We start from the raw sequence: 19,863 nt of genomic DNA on the forward strand, positions 1-19,863 counted from the left end.
TTAACATAGGACAACAAATTTTATCAGTACAAGAAAACCTTATCATCATTATGAATAAGCTCTTATATGGGGCTAATCCCTCTAAATACAAGGGGGATATGTACTTAATAAGGATCTAAAATATACCTCTATACACTAATAAATTCCTTGATTTTAAAGCTATATTTCCTATAAAAACATAGGCTAAAAATAGCATAGTTCCTTTTTTACCTATTTTATTTTCTTTCTATATTCGGCATACTATCTACTTATTATTTGGAGTATATGCCATGTCTATATTTACCCTTTCACACCACAAAGGAATGGCTGGAATTGAATTTATCCTTACTGCTATTCCTATCCTCTTGCTTGGTCTTGGTGGCTATGAGTTTACACGCTGGTATAACACACGCCATTTACTTAATATTGCCTTAGCAGAAACAGCAAGACAAGCCTCTATGGCTCATGCCAACCCAGAAACCATTGAAGCAACTTTTGAAAAAGCCATCAACCCTCTATTTGCATCAGGAACACAAACAGAGCAACGGCGACAACGCTATCTACACCATATCCAGACAACACTACAAAATACACCGTGGCAAATTCATATTCTAAACCCAACACCTGCCCACTTTTTAGATTTTCAGCGCAAAGATTTACAGATTACACAACAAACAGGTTATGCTGCCATTGACAATAATTACCAAAAAGAGCAATACCAACGGCAAGGGATAGGTACTTTTTCAGGAGAAGATATTTTTGCCGCCAATGTGCTTACCCTCTCACTTATATACCCTTATAAACCGATTGTACCGGGAATCGCCTCTCTCTTTAAGTGGTTAAGTCCTTCACAAACAGACACCTATGCCCATCAAATAATGGAAAAAGGATTTTTACCCATGAAACATACCTTTTCAATTCATATGCAATCCCATCCAGTACAATGGCCAAGTCTTCATAATGGCAAAGTACTTAGTTCTGGAAAAGCGCATACCATTCCATCAGGTAAAACATCAGTAGATACTTGTCTCGGTATTTGGTGCCAATCTCCAAAAACTCCCCTTTCTTCTACTATCCCCTCTAAAAAAGTAAAATTTGAAGAAATTAACACGCATCACCCAACAACGACCCATCAACCAATAGCAACAAAGCAACATCATTCACTACCCGTAGAAACTAAGCCACCTTATACAGAATCTATCCCCTCTCAACAAAATCATCCTTTATGCGGGACAACTTTATGTTGCTCTTAATTTATCACTATTTTTTGAGGGTAATAATATTGTTTAAGGGGCTGTATTAGATTAGCAGTTATGTTAGTCTATAAAAATGAAGATAAGTTATTGTAAATTAAGGAAATCTATACAAAGAAAATTACTCGAATTTTTTGTACTAGAAGTAACCGCTCGATCAGCAGCCGATATACTGGGTATTAATCCTAATTCAGCTGCACTCTTTTATCGTAAAATTAGAGAGATCATTAATTATTATTTAACCTTAGAAGCGGATGAAATTTTTGAAGGTGCAGTAGAACTTGATGAGAGTTATTTTGGTGGTAAACGAAAGGGGAAACGAGGGTGAGGGGCAACAGGTAAAGTAGCGGTATTTGGGATATTGAAAAGGCAAGGTAAGGTTTTTACGCTTATCGTACAGGACACGAAAAGTAAGACCTTACTACCTGTTATTAAAAGGAAAATCAAACCAGATAGCTGGGTTTATACCGATACATGTCCCAGTTATAATACCCTTGATGTGAATGGATTTCATCATCAACGGATTAATCATACTAAGCAGTTTGCTATAAGACAAAACCATATTAATGGTATAGAAAACTTCTGGAGTCAAGCAAAAAGAGTGCTTCGTAAGTATAATGGAATAGACCGAAAATACTTTGCTTTATTCTTGAAAGAATGTGAGTTTCGGTTTAACTTTGGAACACCAAAAGAGCAGTTAAAAATGCTGAGAAAATGGTGTAAAATTTAGGGCTAATCTAATACAGCCCCTTGTTTAATATTTATATTTTATAGTAAAACAGTTATTTAATTCACTAACATCTTATTCTTGAAAAGTCAAGTTTTATTTATAAGAATTTTATATACTAAAAACATCTTTTATTACTAAAAATACTTTACAATAGAGGAAGTCTTCTTTTTTGTATATTTATAATGACTAGACATATTGCATTGAATAAAGACTCCATTCATTGTGCAAATTGCATGTTAGGGCGTATCTGCATGCCCCAAAAAATGAATCTCTCCGATATCGAACATTTAACCGAATTAATCAAAGAAAGAATTCGGGTGGCAAAAGGGGAATATGTTTTTCATATCGGTAATACCTCAGGAGCCATTTACAGTATCCGTACAGGGGCAATCAAAACACAAGTAGAAAATAATTGTGGCCATACACAAATTACTGGTTTTTTTCTACCAGGTGAAGTGTTTGGTTTAGATAGCTTTACAGCGCAACAACACACTTCTGATGCGATTGCGTTAGAAGATAGTGAAGTATGCGTCATGTACACCAAGGATTTAAATATTGTTGCCCAGCAAATTCCTTCCTTGCAAGCACAATTTCGTCACCTATTAAGTGGTGAGATTATTCGTTCACATCAATTACTCTTATCTCTAGGATCGCTACGCTCTGATCAACGTGTTGCGTGGTTTATTCTTGATATGTCGGCTCGTTTTACGCAATTAGGTTATTCTTCTAATGAGTTTATACTACGCATGAGTCGTGAAGATATTGGTAACTATTTAGGCCTGACACTTGAAACAGTAAGCCGTTTATTTTCTCGTTTTCAAAAGGAAGGGCTTATTCATATCCAACAGAGAGCAATCCGTATCCTTGATCATGAGGCACTACAATCGTTGATTAAATATAAGTAAATACTTATCTATATATTATTTACTGTAGTAAATACTGACGGATAATATCTTTAAAAAACACTATATGTATTAAATAAATACATCTAATACTATATAAAATATCAATATTTTATATAGTGGTGCATTGTACCTTTAGACACCACACAAAAGTAATATATATCAGTGCAGTTGATTTATTATTTTTAATATAAATAATCTATATATGTATTATTTCCCTAATACATAATCTAGGTTAATACCGTACTTTCTCTATAAATAAATTAGAGCGAAGTAGGTTCTCAATTTATTTTATATTTTAATAATATTTCCTTTTATCCTTTAAGCTATCCAATAAAAAATCCACCGTTTTTATGTAAAACGGTGGATTAGCCTTATGAACAGCCTCAAAATAATGGATTAGAACTGATAATTCATACCTACACGGAACTCACGTCCTACCCCAGGTAATACATCTGGACGTTGGCTATGTGGATAGTAGAATTTATTAAAGGCATTGTTAAGGGAAACATTGATATTTAATTGATCATTACCCAGTGGTTTCCAATTAACATAGAAATCATGCACACTATAACCCTTACGAACAATATCTGATCCTGTTTCATTATCACGAACTAGCACAGAACCTTTGGCTCTTTGAACGGTACGATTACGCCAACCGATTTCTAAATCAGGTTCTTCAAAGTGATACGATAAAGCAGCTGTCCATGTACGCCCTACTTGTACCGCAAACTCCGGATTACTACTTAATAACTTAGCAGGGTGGGTATCATAGATACGAGGTTTACTTTCAGCTACACCGATACGAGCCGCAAAACCACCATAGGTATAGCCAGCATTGATTTCATAACCACGGTTTTTGATAAACCCAGCATTAACTGCCTCTCTTATCCCGCCAGCATGTCGATCTTGTGGATTAGCTAAAGCATCATTAATACGTTGCCAGAAATAGCTACCCTCAAATGAGAAAGTACCATCATTATAGTTAAAACCAATCTCTGTATTACGTGCACGTTCTGCTACTGTACCATCTGCGATAGAGACAATGCCACGGTTACCATGAGTCATTAAAGCATCATAAAGACGTGGGCTACGTGTTGCATAGTTATGGGTAGCGCTAAAACTTAAAGTAGGTGTTGCTTGCCAAATAACCCCTAAGCTAGGATTCCAACGACCATCAGAAACGGATTTTTTATCCATTGCTTTAAGATCAAAATAATCATAACGTAAACCTGCTGTTAAAGTAAAATCACCTACCGCAGCAATCGCTTCAAGGTAAGCACCAACATCTTCTTTCGTAGGTTCAACTAAATTAGGACGGAAGAATGTATGCGGTTTAATCTTTTGATGACGATAATTCACTCCATATTTAAGCAATACTGAATCACTAACATCAGAGTCAAAATTAATATTGGCACCTTTTGTGATGATTTTAGTCGTAGTAGCTCCTTTTACATTGCCACAGTAGCCACATTTTGAGTCATCTGCTGAATAGCGTTTATCCTGCATAATATAGGCATTAGCGGTCAGCTCTTTAATAAAACCTAAGTTTTTACCCGTATATTCAAGGTTAGTATTACTCTTACTTGTTTCACGGTAAGTTGGTGCTTGACGTTCTAAAGAAAGTCTTCCCCCTGTAATTGTAAATTCTTCACGCACTGCACGTATACCACGATGCTCATCATTTAAATGACTTAACACTAAACGATGATTACCATCACCAAAGGTACTTCCTAATTTAATTAAATAATTCCGTTTATCTAAAGCACTATAAGGAACTGTTTTTCCACCATTGATATTACGATAGTTTTTACCGGGTTTATAATCATCTTCGTCTGTTCTTGCATAAGATACTAAGGCATCAAAATTACCCACTTTTCCAAAGATAGATGCACCATAGCTATGATTATCGTTAGAAGAATACCCTGTATTTAGACGGAAACCATAGTTCTTGTCGGTGCCCTCCAACAAATCTAGTGCATCCACTGTTTTCACAATAATAGCACCATTGGTAGCACCAATACCCGCACTAGCAGAGCCAGCCCCCTTTTGTACAGAGATACTCTTTAATAATGCTGGATCAATAATAAAACGACCCTGATGATAGAGAATCTGACTATCCGAATAAGCATTATCCACTTTAATATCAACCGAATTTTGCCCCATACCACGAATAGTAAGGAATTGAGAAGTTCCTCTCCCCCCCCCGAAATCAATAGACGGTTCTTTGGCTAAGAAATCTCGTAAATCAGTAGCTGTACTTTCATTACGCTCTTTCATGGTTACTACATTTGTTTGAACTTTTGTTCCTTGACGATCAATCACTGAAATTTCATCTAATGTCGCACTTGATTCTGTATTTGCCAAAGCTGTACCCGCACTTAATGCCCCCAGTACCACAAGACTAATACGCGTGAGGCTAAATGACTTTACTTGCATAAATTTCCTCTCATTAATAACTAAAAATAAAATTGAAAATAACTATTACTTTAATAAGTAATTATTATGAAACAATTTAGAAATATATCATTTAATTTATTAGAACACAAATAATATTTATTCTCATTAACAATTTTATTTTAAGTTTTAATGAAGTGATTATAATGATAATGATTTATTTTTATAAAATAAATTATTCCTACTTTAAAAATAAACTATTTAATTATCAAGTAGTTACTTATTAATCCCCCTCTTTCTTAGTAGATAAAACAAATAATAAGCATAAAAAAATCTACTCCCTTACTTACTGATAAAATATCAATTTTTAGGGAGTAGATTATTCGTTAAAAAACAACACTATTTTTGTGTTTCTTTCGTTTCAGTCGTTTCTATGGGTTTATTAAAGAGATTAGGAATATCGCTTCCATCTCGACTCACAAATTTACCTTGCTGATAGCCTTTAACAGTAACTTCTGCATCATAATTATTTGTAAATGCCAAATAAATTGTAATGAGACAACCAATAATTGCCATAAAAGGCCCTGCCATTAAAATCCACGGCCAAGGTTCTTTGTACCAAGGGTTAGGGTACTTATCTAAATCTCTTTCTTCTTTCATCTTTATCTATCCATTAATTAGGGACATAGAAACTACTTTCTTCATCCGCCTCAAGTTCTTGACTTGCATTCTCTACTGTTTTGGCATAAATCTCAATTTTGTAGATTTCACCACGCTGTAGATCTTCTAATGGTGCTTGAATCACTAGCGGAATCCATTTATTAGAGAATGGTTCAATCATAATGGTATTATGATCGGTGTTTTCAAGTAATACTTTAGCTTTTTGCATCGCATCACCTTTGACACCAATTTTAAACTCTTCCGCCTTATCTGTCATATTAATGACTTGAATTCGGTAAACATTTTCAATTAAATCACCGGGGATTTCACGACCTAAAGCACCACGATCACGTACGACATCGACACGCAACGGTGTACGCATACTAAGTGAAATGATTAAACCTAAAATAAACAGTACCAATAAACCAACATAGACAAAAATACGTGGTCTATACAAGCGTTTACGCACTTGCTTATTATCAAGTCTATTGAGCATACCATATTCTGATGTATAGCGAATTAGCCCTCGAGGATAATTCATTTTATCCATCACATCATCACAGGCATCGACACAGGCACCACAACCAATACACATATATTGAAGACCATTACGAATATCAATACCTGTTGGGCATACTTGTACGCAGATCGTACAATCAATACAATCGCCTAGACCTTCTGCTTTTGGATCAACTTTCTTAGAGCGTTTACCACGTGGATCACCTCGCACTTTGTCATAAGTAACAACAAAGGTATCTTTATCCACCATTACACTTTGGAAACGGGCATAAGGACACATAAACTTACAAACATTCTCACGAAGTACCCCTGCCATTAACCATGTCATAAAGCCATAGAAAATAAACCAGAACCATTGTGCCAAGCTTAAATCAAGGTGAACAACTTGTACAATTAGCTCACGAATCGGGGCAAAATAACCAATAAAGGTAAAGCCTGTCCAAATAGCAATTAAAATCCATAATAAATGCTTCGTAAATTTAATACGGATTTTACGGAAATTCCATGGTGATTCATCTAAACGCATACGTTGTACACGATCACCTTCTACAAAATGATCTACCCACATAAAAATTTCGGTATAGACCGTTTGCGGACAGGAATAACCACAGAATAACCGCCCTGCTAAGGCTGTAAATAAAAATAAGCCATAAGCAGAAACGATAAGGATAATCGCCATATAAATAATATCTTGAGGCCATAGTACAAGACCAAAGATATAAAATTTACGTGCAGATAAGTCTAGTAAAAATGCTTGGCGATCATTCCATTGTAGCCACGGCAAACCATAGTAGATAATTTGCGTGAAAAATATCATGAAAATACGCCATGATGCAAAACGACCTTTTACAGAACGCGGATAAATTTTAGCGGTCGCCTCTGTAAAAAGTCGCTGACTTTCTTCTTCTGAGATACGTAGTGTTTGAGGTTGTTCAGGTTGCCAAGCGGGAATATTTTCATCTTGACTATGCGAGTCTTTATCACTCATTGGATTTCCTTTACTTCTTAACAAAACTCGTCCATCATTGGGCTAAGGACTGCCCTTATGGGGAAATATCAAATGACTTATAGAAATATACACTCTACAAATCAACAAAATTACTTATATAAAACTGTCAAGGTGGACGAGTACAGAAGAAATAATACAATACCTTAACAGCTACCACATTTTACTCTTATTAGTGTTTATACACAATAACATTAACAAATTATTATTTGTGTTTTAAACAAAAATCTCTTTTATTTCATATCCTTTTGATACTTATCATAATAATATTTTACGCAGATAGTTAAATACATCTTTTTATAATGAAGAAGTACCTTTTATAGTATTCATTGAATAACATAAGTATCCAATCATCTGCCCAAATATCATATCTTTGACATACCATATATATACTGAAATAGCAAAGACCTCATACCGATAGAAAATATGAGGTCTTTTTTTAAGATAGAGACACCATCTAGTACATGGTATTATCCATCTTTATTATTTGGTATTAGACAAGCCCCAAACATATGCTGTTAGCATACGGATTTGTTCAGGTGTCAATGTATTTTTCTGTGCAGGCATAGTACCTTGACGACCTTCGAGAATGGTTTTCACGATAACGTCCACAGAAGAACTATTTAACCAAATATTATCAGTTAAGTTAGGCGCACCTAATAATTGATTACCTTTACCATCAGCACCGTGGCAGGCAAAACACGCTTGCGCAAATTTTTCCTGACCTAAAGGCACTAATGTTGAATCACTACTTAAACCTGATAATGAACGAACATAGTGTGCCACTTGTTTAGCTTCTTCAGGTGTAACCACTGCCGCCAAAGGAGCCATGATACCATGACGACCTTCTGTAATGGTTTGCTGAATTTGCTCTGGGCTACCACCATATAACCAATCATGATCGGTTAAGTTAGGGAAGTTAGGTGAACCTTTCGCATCAGAACCATGACATTGGGCACAGTTATTTAAGAATAAACGCTCACCCAAAGCACGGGCATCTGCATTAGCCGCCAATTGCTCAATAGATTGACCATCAAACTTCGCATAAACGGGTTTAATCGCCTCTAATTGTGCTGCTTGCTCTTGTGCTACCTCTTTTTGAGATGTAAAACCCACTTTTCCAGGATTAGATCCTAATGCTGGATAGAGGAACATAATTGCTAAACCCACAATACATAAACCGATGTACATTACTGTCCACCATGTTGGCACGGGGTAGTTATACTCCGTGATACCATCCCATTCATGACCGGTATCTGTTGCTTCGCTCGCATCTTTATTTAAGAAAGAGCGCTGTGTATATAGTAACCATACACAGAAGAATACACCGCCTAATGCGATGATGGTGATCCAGTAACTCCAACCGCTACTAAAGAAATCACTCATGATTTAACCTCTCAATTTTTACGATTTAAATCTGCTTCATCAGGCATGCTAAAGGGTAGATTAGCCGCTTCTTCATTCGCCTTACTACGACCTTTTGACCATGCCCACCAGACAATACCCAAAAATGCCGCCATCGACGCAATAGTCATAATAACGTTTAACCAAGTCATAAGACCGCTCAATGAACTCATTTTTTGGACTCCTATTGTTTGCTTTGCTGTAACTCTTGTTCACGTAAAGCCGCTACATAACCGACACCTAGGTTTTGTAAGTATGCAATAACAGCATCTTCCTCGGTTTTGCCTTTAAGCATTTCAGGTGCTTTAGCAATTTCCTCGTCAGAATACATTACTTCACCATGGTGGAACTTATGAATCGCATTTAGTGATTTCATACGGTTCTGTACATTTTCATTAGAAACATCTTTGTGTTGTAACCAATAATATGCAGGCATATTAGATTGTTTAACAAACACTCGAGGATCACGTAAGTGAATACGATGCCAATCATCTGAATAACGACCACCTACACGTGCAAGATCTGGACCCATACGGCGAGAACCCCATAAGAATGGGTAGTCATAGACACCCTCTGCCGCAACAGAATAAGGGCCATAACGTTGTACTTCAGAAGCGAGTACACGTACTTGTTGGCTATGGCAACCTACGCAACCTTCTTTAATAAAAACATCACGTCCCACAAGTTGTAAAGCATTTAGTGGCTTAACACCTGGCGCTGCTTGTGTAGTAGAGTGTTGGAAAAATAATGGAACAATCTGAACAAGACCAGCAAACGATACCACTAGAATAGATAAGATAATCAGGATGCCGACATTTTTCTCGATTGTTGCATGAGAGAAAAATTTATTATTACTAGCCATTTTTATTCTCCTTTAAGCAGTAGCTGTCGCACTAGGTGTATTATGATCAACCGCAGGAGCAGGAACAGCAGGGTTCACTACTTTATGGCCTTTAATGGTCATAATAACGTTAGTTAACATAATCACAACACCTGTTAGGAATAATCCACCACCTAATAAACGGATCATGAGTAATGGACGTTTTGCTTCAAGTGCTTGAACAAAAGAGTATGTCAATGTACCATCCGCTTCAACAGCACGCCACATCAGACCTTCCATTACACCAGCTACCCACATAGAGGCGATATACAATACCACACCGATAGTAGCAACCCAGAAATGTAGTTCAACAAGACCTTTACTTGCCATGCTATCACGACCCCATAAACGAGGGATTAAGTAATATAAGCTACCAAAGGTAATCATTGCTACCCAACCTAAAGCACCTGAGTGAACGTGTGCAACAGTCCATTCTGTGTAGTGAGATAACGCATTAACCGTACGGATAGACATCATAGACCCTTCAAAGGTTGACATACCGTAGAAAGACAATGCCACGACCATGAATTTTAAAATTGGGTCAGTACGTAGTCGATGCCAAGCACCTGATAGCGTCATGATACCGTTTACCATACCACCCCATGATGGTGCAAGTAGGATAAGCGAAAGTGCCATACCTAAACTTTGTGTCCAGTCAGGTAATGAAGTATAGAGTAAGTGGTGAGGACCCGCCCACATATAAGTGAACGCTAATGCCCAGAAGTGTACAATCGATAAACGATACGAGAACACTGGACGACCCGCTTGTTTCGGTACAAAGTAATACATCATACCTAAGAAGCTTGTTGTCAAGAAGAAACCTACCGCATTATGACCATACCACCATTGAACCATCGCATCTTGTACACCAGCATAGCCAGAGTAAGATTTGAAAAGTTCACCCATAACAGGCCATTCAACATTATTAAAGATATGAAGAATAGCAATGGTAAGGATATAAGAACCATAGAACCAGTTAGCAACATAAATATGTTTAACACGGCGTTTCATAATCGTGCCAAAGAACACGATAGCATAAGCCACCCAAACAAGGGTAATAAGAATATCAATTGGCCATTCTAACTCTGCATACTCTTTAGAGCTTGTAAAACCAGCCGGAAGAGTAATAGCAGCAAGAACAATAACTAATTGCCAACCCCAGAATGTAAATGCAGCCAATCCACCTGCAAATAAACGAGTATGACAGGTACGTTGTACAACATAGTATGAAGTAGCAAATAAAGCACTACCACCAAAGGCAAAAATTACTGCATTAGTATGTAATGGGCGTAATCGTCCATAACTTAAAAAGTCAACAAAATTTAACTGAGGCCAAATGAGTTGGGCAGCCACAATGACACCCACCAACATACCGACAATTCCCCAAATCACGGTCATGATCGCAAATTGTCGTACGACCTTATAGTTAAAAGTTTCGGCTTCGTTAGCGCTTAAAGTACGCATAAGACCTTCCTCTTTAAAAAAATAACTATTTCTCTTATTTGTAACCATTATCTGTTCTTGGTTAAAGCAGATAAACAGATAAATTTATACAAAGTTTTTTTACAAAAAAAATGATTTTATAGCCAAAAATAAAACTATTTTTGTTTATACCACCATTATTTTTTGGTATTTAATGAGTCGTCATCCTCTAGAATAGATCGAGCATGCTCTTGAACATTATCAAATTGTCCAGAAAGCACCGACCAAAAGAGGAAACCCCCAATAAAAATAACAAAAACGACAGAGATGGCTATCAATAGAAAAAATGCATCCATTACATCACCACCTGAGTAACAGCAAGCTCGCCTGTCATATCTTTGCTTAGTTTTTTATAGAGATGGTAAGCATTCCACGCTACTGCCAGAGAAGAGATTAACATCGTAATCGCTGCTAACCAAGGAGCTACAATGCCCAACATCGCTAAAGGAGTCATCAAAAGATGCCACACTAAAGACCCATATAAATTCTGATTTGTACAATGAACAGTCTTTGTTATTACATATTCTTTTTGTTCATGGTTTAAGGAAGAATGATTTAAGAAAATTGCCTGAGCCGCAGAATACGCTGTAGGAACAGCCATTGCCATCGCACATGGGCAACTCATTACGAATAAGGAGACTAATACAGGAACAGCATGTGTTTGATCAATATAGAGATACCATACTAATGCTGTGATAATCGCTAAAGCAATTTGAACAATAATAAACCAGAAAGCAACCTTATCTGCTTTTTGTGCTAACGTTGCTCTAGCTTGTTCGAGTAAAGGTTCTGTCTTTGTTTGGGAAAATTGTGCTGATTGATTAGCAGTAAATTCAAGATAACGGGCTGTCAGTAAGAAAGCCACAAACATAGAAATAGATTCAAAATATACTTCACCCTTATGTGTCCATGTGGTGATCGTACTAGGAATAAAGGCAACAACAATTCCGAGAGCAACAGGCCAATTCATATTAATCCAAGAAGAACCTTGTTTTTGGAATAAACCTGACCAAACAGGACTTGCTGAATAGAATAGAACGGGAATCGTTAATGCTAAACTAATCCAATTCATGGCAATAATTGCTGCATCTAAGGTATCAAGAATTTCACTATCGATATAATCATTGCGTAAATACCCGGGAAAAGCAAACATCATTACTTGCATCATCACAAGCCAAGCAAAACCCAAGCGAGCTAACATTTGTCGGCGCTTGAGTCTCTCTTCATAAGGCAAATTTTTAGGTATAGCAAAAATCGATACTTGTTTCATTTATGTCATTAATACCCATACATCTAATGGTGTCTTATTATAAAACATTCACATACAAAGTATGCTAAATATTTCATAGAATTTTCTTGATATTTATCTAATTTTTTACCAAGCCCCAGTAATTTAGTAGACTATTACAGAAATTAACTGAAATTAATATGTTTTTCACGGCAATAAAATGAAATTAAAAAATTCCCAACGAAATATATCGATCACCTCGATCACAAACAATAAACACAATCGTGGCATTTTTAACACGTTCTGACGTTCTAACTGCAGCAACAAGCGCACCAGCCGAAGAAATACCAGCAAAAATCCCCTCTTCCTTAGCTAAACGGCGAGCCATCTCTTCGGCCTCAAGCTGTCCTATCGACTCAAAACGATCAATTAATTCAGGTTTATAAATCTCTGGTTGATAATCTTTTGACCACTTACGGATACCGGGAATTGATGCTCCCTCAGCAGGCTGAGCACCAATAATCTCAATAGATGGTTTCTGGATTTTAAGGTAAGTCCCTGTTCCTGTGATCGTACCTGTTGTCCCCATAGCAGAAATAAAATGCGTAATTTTACCCTCTGTCTGCTCCCATAACTCAGGCCCTGTTGTATGAATATGGGCTAAAGGATTGGCTAGATTAGCAAATTGATTTAAGACGAGTCCTTTACCTTCCTTTTGCATGGTAAGTGCTAAATCACGGGCATATTCCATCCCCCCCTCTTCAGCAGGGGTTAGGATTAATTCTGCCCCATAGACTTTCATTGCTGCACGGCGCTCCATCGAAAGATTATCAGGCATCACTAGCACCATTTTATAACCTCGAATAGCAGCTGCCATTGCTAAAGCGATACCTGTATTTCCGCTGGTCGCTTCAATCAAGGTATCCCCCGGTTTAATTTTGCCCTCTAATTCTGCTTGACGAATCATGGATATAGCCGCCCTATCTTTTACCGATCCGGCAGGATTATTACCCTCTAATTTGGCAAGAATAACATTATTATTCTTTGTACATTGCTCTGCTGCAATACGTTGTAAACGAACAAGAGGGGTATTGCCAATCGTATCTTCGATAGTGAGGTATTTTTTCATCATAGCCTTTTAGTGAGTAGTATCCTTTTTCTTAGGACGCACATACATTATTTTTTCCCCAAGCTGAGGCATTACCGTAGAGGGTTGTTCATTTTGGGGAATATCAATAAACACACCCTGCTCTTTAATACGTTGAATTTTCTTTTTGCCCATACCCTTAACACGAAGGCTAAAGTCTTCAAAAGAAATAAAACGACCAGCTCGAGTGCGTTCCGCAACAATCTTTTCTGCTGTTTTTTGACCAATACCTTTAATCTGTACAAGTTCAGTTGCTGAGGCTTGGTTTAAATCTAAAGCATAGACAGCATTATATGCAAAACATAGTGCACAGACAACCAAAAACACCTTCCACATTATCATCTCCTTAGAATAAACGCACAGTAATACTAAAGAGTAAATAAATATTACCTTACAGAAAAGCCCTTATGTAAGGTTTTATCTATTGTGGAAACTACGTAAAAAAGCAGGTATATTATTAGAAACTATACCTGCTCATTTACAAATAGGTGCTTATTACTTTATATTGAGGTAATAAAGTAATAGTTGATGGTGCTATTAATCTTAAAAATAATCCATTACCTATTAAAAATATCCTATTATGTAGGCAATTGCTTATTCGCTTTCAATACATCAATATAGCGACCAATACCTGTATGAACATCTAAGAAATCATCTGTATAACCTACAGCACGTAAATTGGTCAAATCTGCCTGCGTAAAACTCTGATATCGACCTTTTAAATCCTCAGGAAAGTCAATATATCGTAATTTCCCCTGTGATACCATCTCATCAAGACTTAACGCTTGCCCACCTAAATGGGTAATCACCGCTTGGGCAACATCATTAAAGGGTTGAGCTCGTCCTGTACCGCAATTAAAAATACCAGATTTATCAGGGTGTTCTAAGAAAAAGAGATTCACCTTCACCACATCTTCAACTGAAATAAAATCACGGCTCTGCTCACCATTACCCCAACCATCATAGCCTCCGAATAGTTTGAGAAAACCTTCACGTTGGAATTGTCCCATATTATGAAAAGCGACTGATGCCATACGCCCCTTGTGTTGCTCTCGTGGTCCATAGACATTAAAGTAACGTAAACCGACCACTTGTGCTTGTAATTGATGCATATGACGGCGAACAACTTGGTCAAATAAGAACTTAGAGTAACCATATACATTTAATGGGCGTTCATACTGCAGGTCTTCAATATACTTTTCTGATGCGCCATAGACAGCAGCACTAGATGCATATAAAAATGGAATCCTTTTGGTCTGACAATACTGGAATAACTCAAAAGTAACTTGGTAATTATTATCCATCATATAACGACCATCTTGCTCTGTTGTATCCGAGCAAGCCCCCTGATGAATAATCGCTTTGATGCGTGGTAAACGATCGACTTTAATCAACGTTCTAAAAAGATCTTTATCCATATAATCTGCAATCTGGCAATCCACTAAATTGACAAATTTAGGACCATCGGTTAAATCATCTACACAGAGAATATTGGTAATCCCTTTTTCATTTAAACCCTTAACAATATTACTACCAATAAAACCTGCTGCACCTGTTACTACTATCATATTAATTCCTCTGCTGTCACAATAGATGTACCTAATTTACCCACCACAATACCACCTGCTTTATTTGCCCAGCCAATCGCTTGCTCCCAGGGCATATCTGTTGCTCGTGTTACCGCCAGTGTTGCTAAAACCGTATCCCCTGCCCCAGAGACATCATAAACTTCATGTGCCTGTGCATCTTCATGAAACCGCCCATCTTTTGCAAAAAGTGTCATGCCTTGTTCAGAACGTGTAACCAGTAAGGCATCTAAATGTAAATCATCTCGTAATTTATTTGCTTTTTGTGTGAGTTCATCTTCTGTATGCCATGCACCAACCGCTTGCATCATTTCTGTCCGATTAGGTGTTACTAAACTAGCACCACGGTATTTTTGATAATCATTTCCTTTAGGATCGACAAGGATGGGAATTCCCTTTTCACGTGCATAAGCAATCATACCCTGTACTTGTGTAAGTACCCCTTTGTTGTAGTCTGACAACACCAATACATCATGATGATCAATACAAGCTCTTACCTGATGATTTAATCGTTCTAAGGTATCCATACGAGGTTTTTGCTCAAAATCAACACGGAGTAACTGTTGCTGACGGCCTAACACACGCATTTTAAGTGTTGTATCGATATGGGCATCTATTTCAAGATGAGGAACAATATCAGCCTCATGACATAATGCTTGAATTTTTTGACCTGCCTCATCATTACCAATAATACCCAATAAGGTTGCTTGTGCTCCCAATGCTCTGATATTACGTGCCACATTACAAGCACCACCTAAGCGATCCTCTTTGCGTGCGACATGCACCACAGGTACAGGTGCTTCAGGTGAAATTCTATCAACCTCACCAAACCAATAGCGATCTAGCATTAAATCGCCAATAACAAGGATTTTTTTTGTTTTAATAGTCTCAATAGGAAAATGCATACTTAAAGTTCCTCTAACCGTTTAGGAGCATAGGTATCCCACATATTACACCCCGGGCATTGCCAATAAAAAGAATGGGCTTGGAACCCACAATAACGGCAAGCATATTTATCTAAGCGTTGTGTATGTTTATGAATCATCTTATGTAATAAATTCATATCTAATTCGGGTAAAATTTGGGGCTGCTTATTTGCCTCTTCTTTGAGTTCAACTTCTAGTAATTTATCCAACCCCAATAAAGAAGGGGAAACCATTAAGGATTCACGTGCAAAATCCCATGCAGGACTTGCACCTACTTGAGTTCGTAAATATTTAAAGATAACATTAAATAAATCTAGCGAAGGATACTGGCGATAATGTTCACGCAATAATTGAATCCCTTTATCACCCTCACCTGTCTGGCAATAATTATCTAATAAGGAATTTGCAACTAATCCTGCATATTCTGGCGATATGGATAATACTCGTTGTAAGTGTACTCTTGCTTCATCAGGGCGGTTTTCTAATTGTGCTATTTTGGCTTTTAACATAGCGATACGGGCATTTGCCGCTGTTTGTTTGCTTTTATCCAATTGGCTTAATGCTTGCTCTGCCTGTAATAATTCATGATGAGCAACCGATAAATGAGGCGGTTTTGCCATCAGTGCCTGATCAACCAATTCACAATGATAATGAACTGACTGAGGAACGGGTTCATCTAGTAAAGCATGTAAATGTTTAACCATCTCTATGGCTTGTGGCCAATCATGTGTTGCCTCATAGATACGAATTAAGAATCGCGTAGAAGCTAGCGCATACTGCCCTGATAAGGTTTGTTGAAAAGCCGTTTCTGCTCGGTCAAACATACCAGCTTTTAAATAATCTTGTGCTAGTTCAAATTTAGCCTGTTCCTGATCTTTTTCAGATAAATCTGCTCGGTTTAATAAACTCTGATGCACTCGAATAGCGCGTTCAATTTCACCTCGACGACGGAATAAACTACCCAAGGCAAAATGCAATTCTGTTGTTTCAGTATCTAATTTGGCAACCTCAACAAAGGCATCAATCGCCTTATCATGATCTTCATTTAATAAATAATTTAATCCCTTAAAATAAGAATCGGGTAAATGACGCGATTCAGAAAGCATCTGACGAAAATCATAACGCGAAGCCACCCACCCTAAACAAAATACGATAGGGATAACAATTAACCACCAAGCTTCAAAATCCAAAAGAATACTCCTTATTCTTTAGTCGGTACAAATCCATCTGGTGGTGTTGCCACAGACGATGGAGTAACGGGATGGGTATGTTGCACATCATGCAAATCTTTTTGCAAAATATGCACTTCATTTTTTAACCGTTTAATTTCTCGATTACGTGTAAAACGGGTAGGTAAACTTAGCAAATACATATACAAAGCACCCAGTATAAAACTTGCTAAGATAATAATAATCAAAGGGATGGAAGTTAATGACCAACTGCCAAAAAAATTGACATCCACTGCTTGTACATTTTTGACAGCAAACAGCACAATCAATACAAAAAAGACGAGTCGCAAAGTCCAAATTACATAATGCATAAAAAACTCCTCGTTGTAGCACTATCTTATTGTAATAGATTCCATGAAGTATAGCATTAAAGATTAGGTTTTCCTATAAGCATTATCATTAATGGTTATCTACTAATGCTTTCTAGGTATTCAAATAATAAAAAAGCTCAAGTACCAAGTACTTGAGCCTTATGATTCATAACGCCGATAATATTATGACTTATCTTGTGTTTTGAATACGAAATCCACTCTTTCACGTAATTCCTTACCTGCTTTAAAGTGAGGTACACGTTTACCCGGTACTTCTACTTGTTCACCAGTTTTAGGATTACGTCCCATTCTGGGAGCTCGTTGAGAAAGAGAAAAGCTACCAAAACCACGAATCTCAATACGCTGACCATTCGATAAAGCTTCGGTCATTGCATCTAACATTGTTTTGACGGCTAAATCCATATCTCGCACAGCGAGCTGTGGATAGCTCGCTGCCAAAGCTTCAATTAACTCTGATTTAGTCACCGTTTATTCGTCTTTAGCTTGATCTAGTTTAGCTTTTAATAAAGCACCTAGATTTGTTGTACCAGAAGATGCGGCTGCATCGTTTAAGCTCTCTAATTTATCCGCTGTTTCAGCATTATCACGCGCTTTAACAGATAATTGAATAGAACGAGCTTTGCGATCGATATTAACAATCATCGCCTCAACTTTATCGCCTTCTTTTAGTACAGTCGTAGCATCTTCAACGCGACCGTTAGAGATTTCTGATGCACGTAAGTAACCATCAACATCAACATCTAAAGATACTACCGCACCTTTAGGTTCAACTGATTTAACTACACCAGAAACAATAGCACCTTTGTCATTAGCAGAAGCATAGTTAGTGAATGGGTCACCTTCTAATTGTTTAACACCTAAAGAGATACGCTCTTTTTCAGTGTCAATTGCTAATACAACAGCTTCAATCTCATCACCTTTTTTGTAGTTACGAACCACTTCTTCACCAGGTTCATTCCAAGAAAGGTCTGATAAGTGAACTAAACCATCAATACCACCAGCTAAACCGATAAACACGCCAAAGTCAGTGATTGATTTAATAGCACCTTTGATTTTATCGCCACGTTTGAAATTGTTAGCAAACTCTTCCCATGGATTAGCACGAGTTTGTTTCATACCTAAAGAAATACGACGACGATCTTCATCGATTTCAAGTACAGAAACTTCAACTTCTTCGCCTAAGCTAACGACTTTGCGTGGATCAACGTTTTTGTTTGTCCAGTCCATTTCAGAAACGTGAACTAAACCTTCGATACCTGTTTCAACTTCAACAAATGCACCGTAATCAGTTAAGTTAGTTACTTTACCGAATAAACGAGTACCTTGTGGGTAACGGCGAGCTAAACCAACCCATGGGTCTTCGCCAAGTTGTTTAACACCTAAAGAAACACGATTCTTGTCTTGATCAAATTTAAGCACTTTAGCTTCAACTTCTTGACCAACAGTAAGCACTTCTGATGGGTGACGAACACGACGCCATGCCATATCAGTGATATGTAATAGACCATCAATACCACCTAGATCAACGAATGCACCGTAGTCAGTAATGTTTTTAACCACACCTGTTACTACTGAACCTTCTTGTAGGTTTTCAAGTAGTTTTTGACGCTCTTCACCCATGTTCTCTTCAAGCACTGAGCGGCGAGATAAAACAACGTTATTACGCTTACGATCAAGCTTAATAACTTTGAATTCCATTGTTTTACCTTCGTATGGTGTAGTGTCTTTTACAGGACGTACATCAACTAATGAGCCGGGTAAGAAAGCACGGATACCATTAGTCATTACAGTTAGACCACCTTTCACTTTACCAGTGATAGTACCTGTAATCATTTCACCTGATTCAAGTGCTTTTTCTAATGATAACCAAGCAGATAAACGCTTAGCACGATCACGAGAAAGGATAGTATCACCATAACCATTTTCGAGAGAGTCAATAGCAACTGAAACGAAATCACCTGCTTGAACCTCAATCTCACCCTGATCATTTAAGAATTCTTCACGAGGGATATAAGATTCTGATTTTAAACCAGCATTCACCACAACAAAGTTATGCTCAACACGAACAACTTCAGCTGAAATCACTTCACCTGATTTCATATCATGTGATTTTTCACTTTCTGCAAATAAATCTGCAAAGCTTTCGCCACCTAAGGCATCTTGTAAATTAATAGTTGACATTAAAAATTCCAACAGCATATGC

19 protein-coding genes and 1 pseudogene are annotated in these 19,863 nt (G+C 37.3%); 3 read left to right on the forward strand and 17 right to left on the reverse strand.

Going from position 1 to position 19,863, the window contains the following annotated elements; all coding sequences use genetic code 11:
• Positions 1-269 precede the first annotated feature (269 nt).
• The 3 genes and pseudogenes from F9B76_RS03955 (at position 270) to F9B76_RS03965 (ending at position 2,867) form a co-directional block, all read left to right on the forward strand.
• Complete coding sequence (locus F9B76_RS03955) at positions 270-1,232, forward strand: TadE/TadG family type IV pilus assembly protein (RefSeq protein ID WP_159990941.1); 963 nt, start codon at positions 270-272, stop codon at positions 1,230-1,232.
• 76 nt (positions 1,233-1,308) lie between these two features.
• Positions 1,309-1,962 (forward strand): annotated as a pseudogene (locus F9B76_RS03960) (IS1595 family transposase).
• Between the two features lie 182 nt (positions 1,963-2,144).
• A complete protein-coding gene (locus F9B76_RS03965) occupies positions 2,145-2,867 on the forward strand; it encodes a helix-turn-helix domain-containing protein (protein ID WP_159990942.1) in 723 nt (240 codons plus the stop codon).
• Positions 2,868-3,263: 396 nt separating this feature from the next.
• On the opposite strand, the gene F9B76_RS03970 is transcribed toward F9B76_RS03965, so the two are convergent.
• The 17 genes from F9B76_RS03970 to rpsA form a co-directional block, all read right to left on the reverse strand.
• Complete coding sequence (locus F9B76_RS03970) at positions 3,264-5,303, reverse strand: TonB-dependent siderophore receptor (RefSeq protein ID WP_159990943.1); 2,040 nt, start codon at positions 5,301-5,303, stop codon at positions 3,264-3,266.
• Positions 5,304-5,660: 357 nt separating this feature from the next.
• Positions 5,661-5,921, reverse strand: a complete 261-nt coding sequence (locus tag F9B76_RS03975) for a FixH family protein (protein WP_159990944.1) — start codon at positions 5,919-5,921, stop codon at positions 5,661-5,663.
• A 13-nt stretch (positions 5,922-5,934) separates the two neighbouring features.
• On the reverse strand, positions 5,935-7,428 hold the full coding sequence (gene ccoG / locus F9B76_RS03980; RefSeq protein WP_159990945.1) for a cytochrome c oxidase accessory protein CcoG: 1,494 nt from the start codon (positions 7,426-7,428) through the stop codon (positions 5,935-5,937).
• A gap of 501 nt (positions 7,429-7,929) precedes the next feature.
• Complete coding sequence (gene ccoP / locus F9B76_RS03985; protein WP_159990946.1) at positions 7,930-8,832, reverse strand: cytochrome-c oxidase, cbb3-type subunit III; 903 nt, start codon at positions 8,830-8,832, stop codon at positions 7,930-7,932.
• Positions 8,833-8,843: 11 nt separating this feature from the next.
• On the reverse strand, positions 8,844-9,002 hold the full coding sequence (locus F9B76_RS03990; protein WP_159992092.1) for a cbb3-type cytochrome oxidase subunit 3: 159 nt from the start codon (positions 9,000-9,002) through the stop codon (positions 8,844-8,846).
• A 32-nt stretch (positions 9,003-9,034) separates the two neighbouring features.
• Positions 9,035-9,712 carry a cytochrome-c oxidase, cbb3-type subunit II gene (gene ccoO / locus F9B76_RS03995; protein ID WP_159990947.1) on the reverse strand — a complete coding sequence of 226 codons (678 nt, stop codon included), beginning with the start codon at positions 9,710-9,712 and terminating at the stop codon, positions 9,035-9,037.
• Positions 9,713-9,724: 12 nt separating this feature from the next.
• Positions 9,725-11,194 (reverse strand): cytochrome-c oxidase, cbb3-type subunit I, encoded by a 1,470-nt coding sequence (gene ccoN / locus F9B76_RS04000; RefSeq protein WP_159990948.1) that lies wholly within the window; start codon positions 11,192-11,194, stop codon positions 9,725-9,727.
• Positions 11,195-11,349: 155 nt separating this feature from the next.
• Positions 11,350-11,508 (reverse strand): cbb3-type cytochrome oxidase assembly protein CcoS, encoded by a 159-nt coding sequence (gene ccoS, locus F9B76_RS04005; RefSeq protein ID WP_159990949.1) that lies wholly within the window; start codon positions 11,506-11,508, stop codon positions 11,350-11,352.
• Entirely contained in the window at positions 11,508-12,482 is a 975-nt protein-coding gene (locus F9B76_RS04010; protein ID WP_159990950.1) for a P-type ATPase actuator domain-containing protein, read from the reverse strand. Before F9B76_RS04010 ends, ccoS begins: the two co-directional genes overlap by 1 nt.
• A 184-nt stretch (positions 12,483-12,666) precedes the next feature.
• Positions 12,667-13,572, reverse strand: coding sequence for a cysteine synthase CysM (gene cysM / locus F9B76_RS04015; RefSeq protein WP_201289349.1), 906 nt, complete (start codon positions 13,570-13,572; stop codon positions 12,667-12,669).
• 6 nt (positions 13,573-13,578) lie between these two features.
• Positions 13,579-13,923: a ComEA family DNA-binding protein gene (locus F9B76_RS04020; protein ID WP_159990951.1), complete on the reverse strand. Its 345-nt coding sequence runs from the start codon at positions 13,921-13,923 to the stop codon at positions 13,579-13,581.
• A 242-nt stretch (positions 13,924-14,165) separates the two neighbouring features.
• The gene (rfaD, locus tag F9B76_RS04025) at positions 14,166-15,155 is read right to left on the reverse strand and encodes an ADP-glyceromanno-heptose 6-epimerase (RefSeq protein WP_159990952.1); all 990 of its coding nucleotides are present in this window, start codon (positions 15,153-15,155) and stop codon (positions 14,166-14,168) included.
• Positions 15,152-16,078 carry a D-glycero-beta-D-manno-heptose-7-phosphate kinase gene (gene rfaE1 / locus F9B76_RS04030; protein WP_159990953.1) on the reverse strand — a complete coding sequence of 309 codons (927 nt, stop codon included), beginning with the start codon at positions 16,076-16,078 and terminating at the stop codon, positions 15,152-15,154. The genes rfaD and rfaE1 overlap by 4 nt, the downstream gene beginning before the upstream one ends.
• Positions 16,079-16,080: 2 nt before the next feature.
• Positions 16,081-17,289, reverse strand: a complete 1,209-nt coding sequence (lapB, locus tag F9B76_RS04035; protein WP_159990954.1) for a lipopolysaccharide assembly protein LapB — start codon at positions 17,287-17,289, stop codon at positions 16,081-16,083.
• Positions 17,290-17,300: 11 nt separating this feature from the next.
• Positions 17,301-17,639 (reverse strand): LapA family protein, encoded by a 339-nt coding sequence (locus F9B76_RS04040; RefSeq protein WP_159990955.1) that lies wholly within the window; start codon positions 17,637-17,639, stop codon positions 17,301-17,303.
• 183 nt (positions 17,640-17,822) lie between these two features.
• Positions 17,823-18,125, reverse strand: a complete 303-nt coding sequence (locus F9B76_RS04045) for an integration host factor subunit beta (RefSeq protein ID WP_159990956.1) — start codon at positions 18,123-18,125, stop codon at positions 17,823-17,825.
• A gap of 3 nt (positions 18,126-18,128) precedes the next feature.
• Complete coding sequence (rpsA, locus tag F9B76_RS04050) at positions 18,129-19,841, reverse strand: 30S ribosomal protein S1 (protein ID WP_159990957.1); 1,713 nt, start codon at positions 19,839-19,841, stop codon at positions 18,129-18,131.
• Between the last annotated feature and the right edge of the window lie 22 nt (positions 19,842-19,863).

Origin of the sequence: Pelistega ratti (genome assembly GCF_009833965.1) — a bacterium.
In the GTDB taxonomy this organism is placed as follows: domain Bacteria; phylum Pseudomonadota; class Gammaproteobacteria; order Burkholderiales; family Burkholderiaceae_B; genus Taylorella; species Taylorella ratti.

Bases quoted from the DNA above. Each gene is read 5' to 3' on its own strand.
- F9B76_RS03965 (WP_159990942.1), top strand. From the start codon at position 2,145: ATGACTAGACATATTGCATTGAATAAAGACTCCATTCATTGTGCAAAT.
- ccoP (WP_159990946.1), bottom strand. From the start codon at position 8,832: ATGAGTGATTTCTTTAGTAGCGGTTGGAGTTACTGGATCACCATCATC.
- F9B76_RS03990 (WP_159992092.1), bottom strand. From the start codon at position 9,002: ATGACTTGGTTAAACGTTATTATGACTATTGCGTCGATGGCGGCATTT.
- F9B76_RS04010 (WP_159990950.1), bottom strand. From the start codon at position 12,482: ATGAAACAAGTATCGATTTTTGCTATACCTAAAAATTTGCCTTATGAA.
- ccoN (WP_159990948.1), bottom strand. From the start codon at position 11,194: ATGCGTACTTTAAGCGCTAACGAAGCCGAAACTTTTAACTATAAGGTC.
- F9B76_RS03970 (WP_159990943.1), bottom strand. From the start codon at position 5,303: ATGCAAGTAAAGTCATTTAGCCTCACGCGTATTAGTCTTGTGGTACTG.
- rpsA (WP_159990957.1), bottom strand. From the start codon at position 19,841: ATGTCAACTATTAATTTACAAGATGCCTTAGGTGGCGAAAGCTTTGCA.
- F9B76_RS03955 (WP_159990941.1), top strand. From the start codon at position 270: ATGTCTATATTTACCCTTTCACACCACAAAGGAATGGCTGGAATTGAA.
- ccoS (WP_159990949.1), bottom strand. From the start codon at position 11,508: ATGGATGCATTTTTTCTATTGATAGCCATCTCTGTCGTTTTTGTTATT.
- ccoO (WP_159990947.1), bottom strand. From the start codon at position 9,712: ATGGCTAGTAATAATAAATTTTTCTCTCATGCAACAATCGAGAAAAAT.
- ccoG (WP_159990945.1), bottom strand. From the start codon at position 7,428: ATGAGTGATAAAGACTCGCATAGTCAAGATGAAAATATTCCCGCTTGG.
- rfaD (WP_159990952.1), bottom strand. From the start codon at position 15,155: ATGATAGTAGTAACAGGTGCAGCAGGTTTTATTGGTAGTAATATTGTT.
- F9B76_RS04020 (WP_159990951.1), bottom strand. From the start codon at position 13,923: ATGTGGAAGGTGTTTTTGGTTGTCTGTGCACTATGTTTTGCATATAAT.
- rfaE1 (WP_159990953.1), bottom strand. From the start codon at position 16,078: ATGCATTTTCCTATTGAGACTATTAAAACAAAAAAAATCCTTGTTATT.
- F9B76_RS03975 (WP_159990944.1), bottom strand. From the start codon at position 5,921: ATGAAAGAAGAAAGAGATTTAGATAAGTACCCTAACCCTTGGTACAAA.
- F9B76_RS04040 (WP_159990955.1), bottom strand. From the start codon at position 17,639: ATGCATTATGTAATTTGGACTTTGCGACTCGTCTTTTTTGTATTGATT.
- cysM (WP_201289349.1), bottom strand. From the start codon at position 13,572: ATGATGAAAAAATACCTCACTATCGAAGATACGATTGGCAATACCCCT.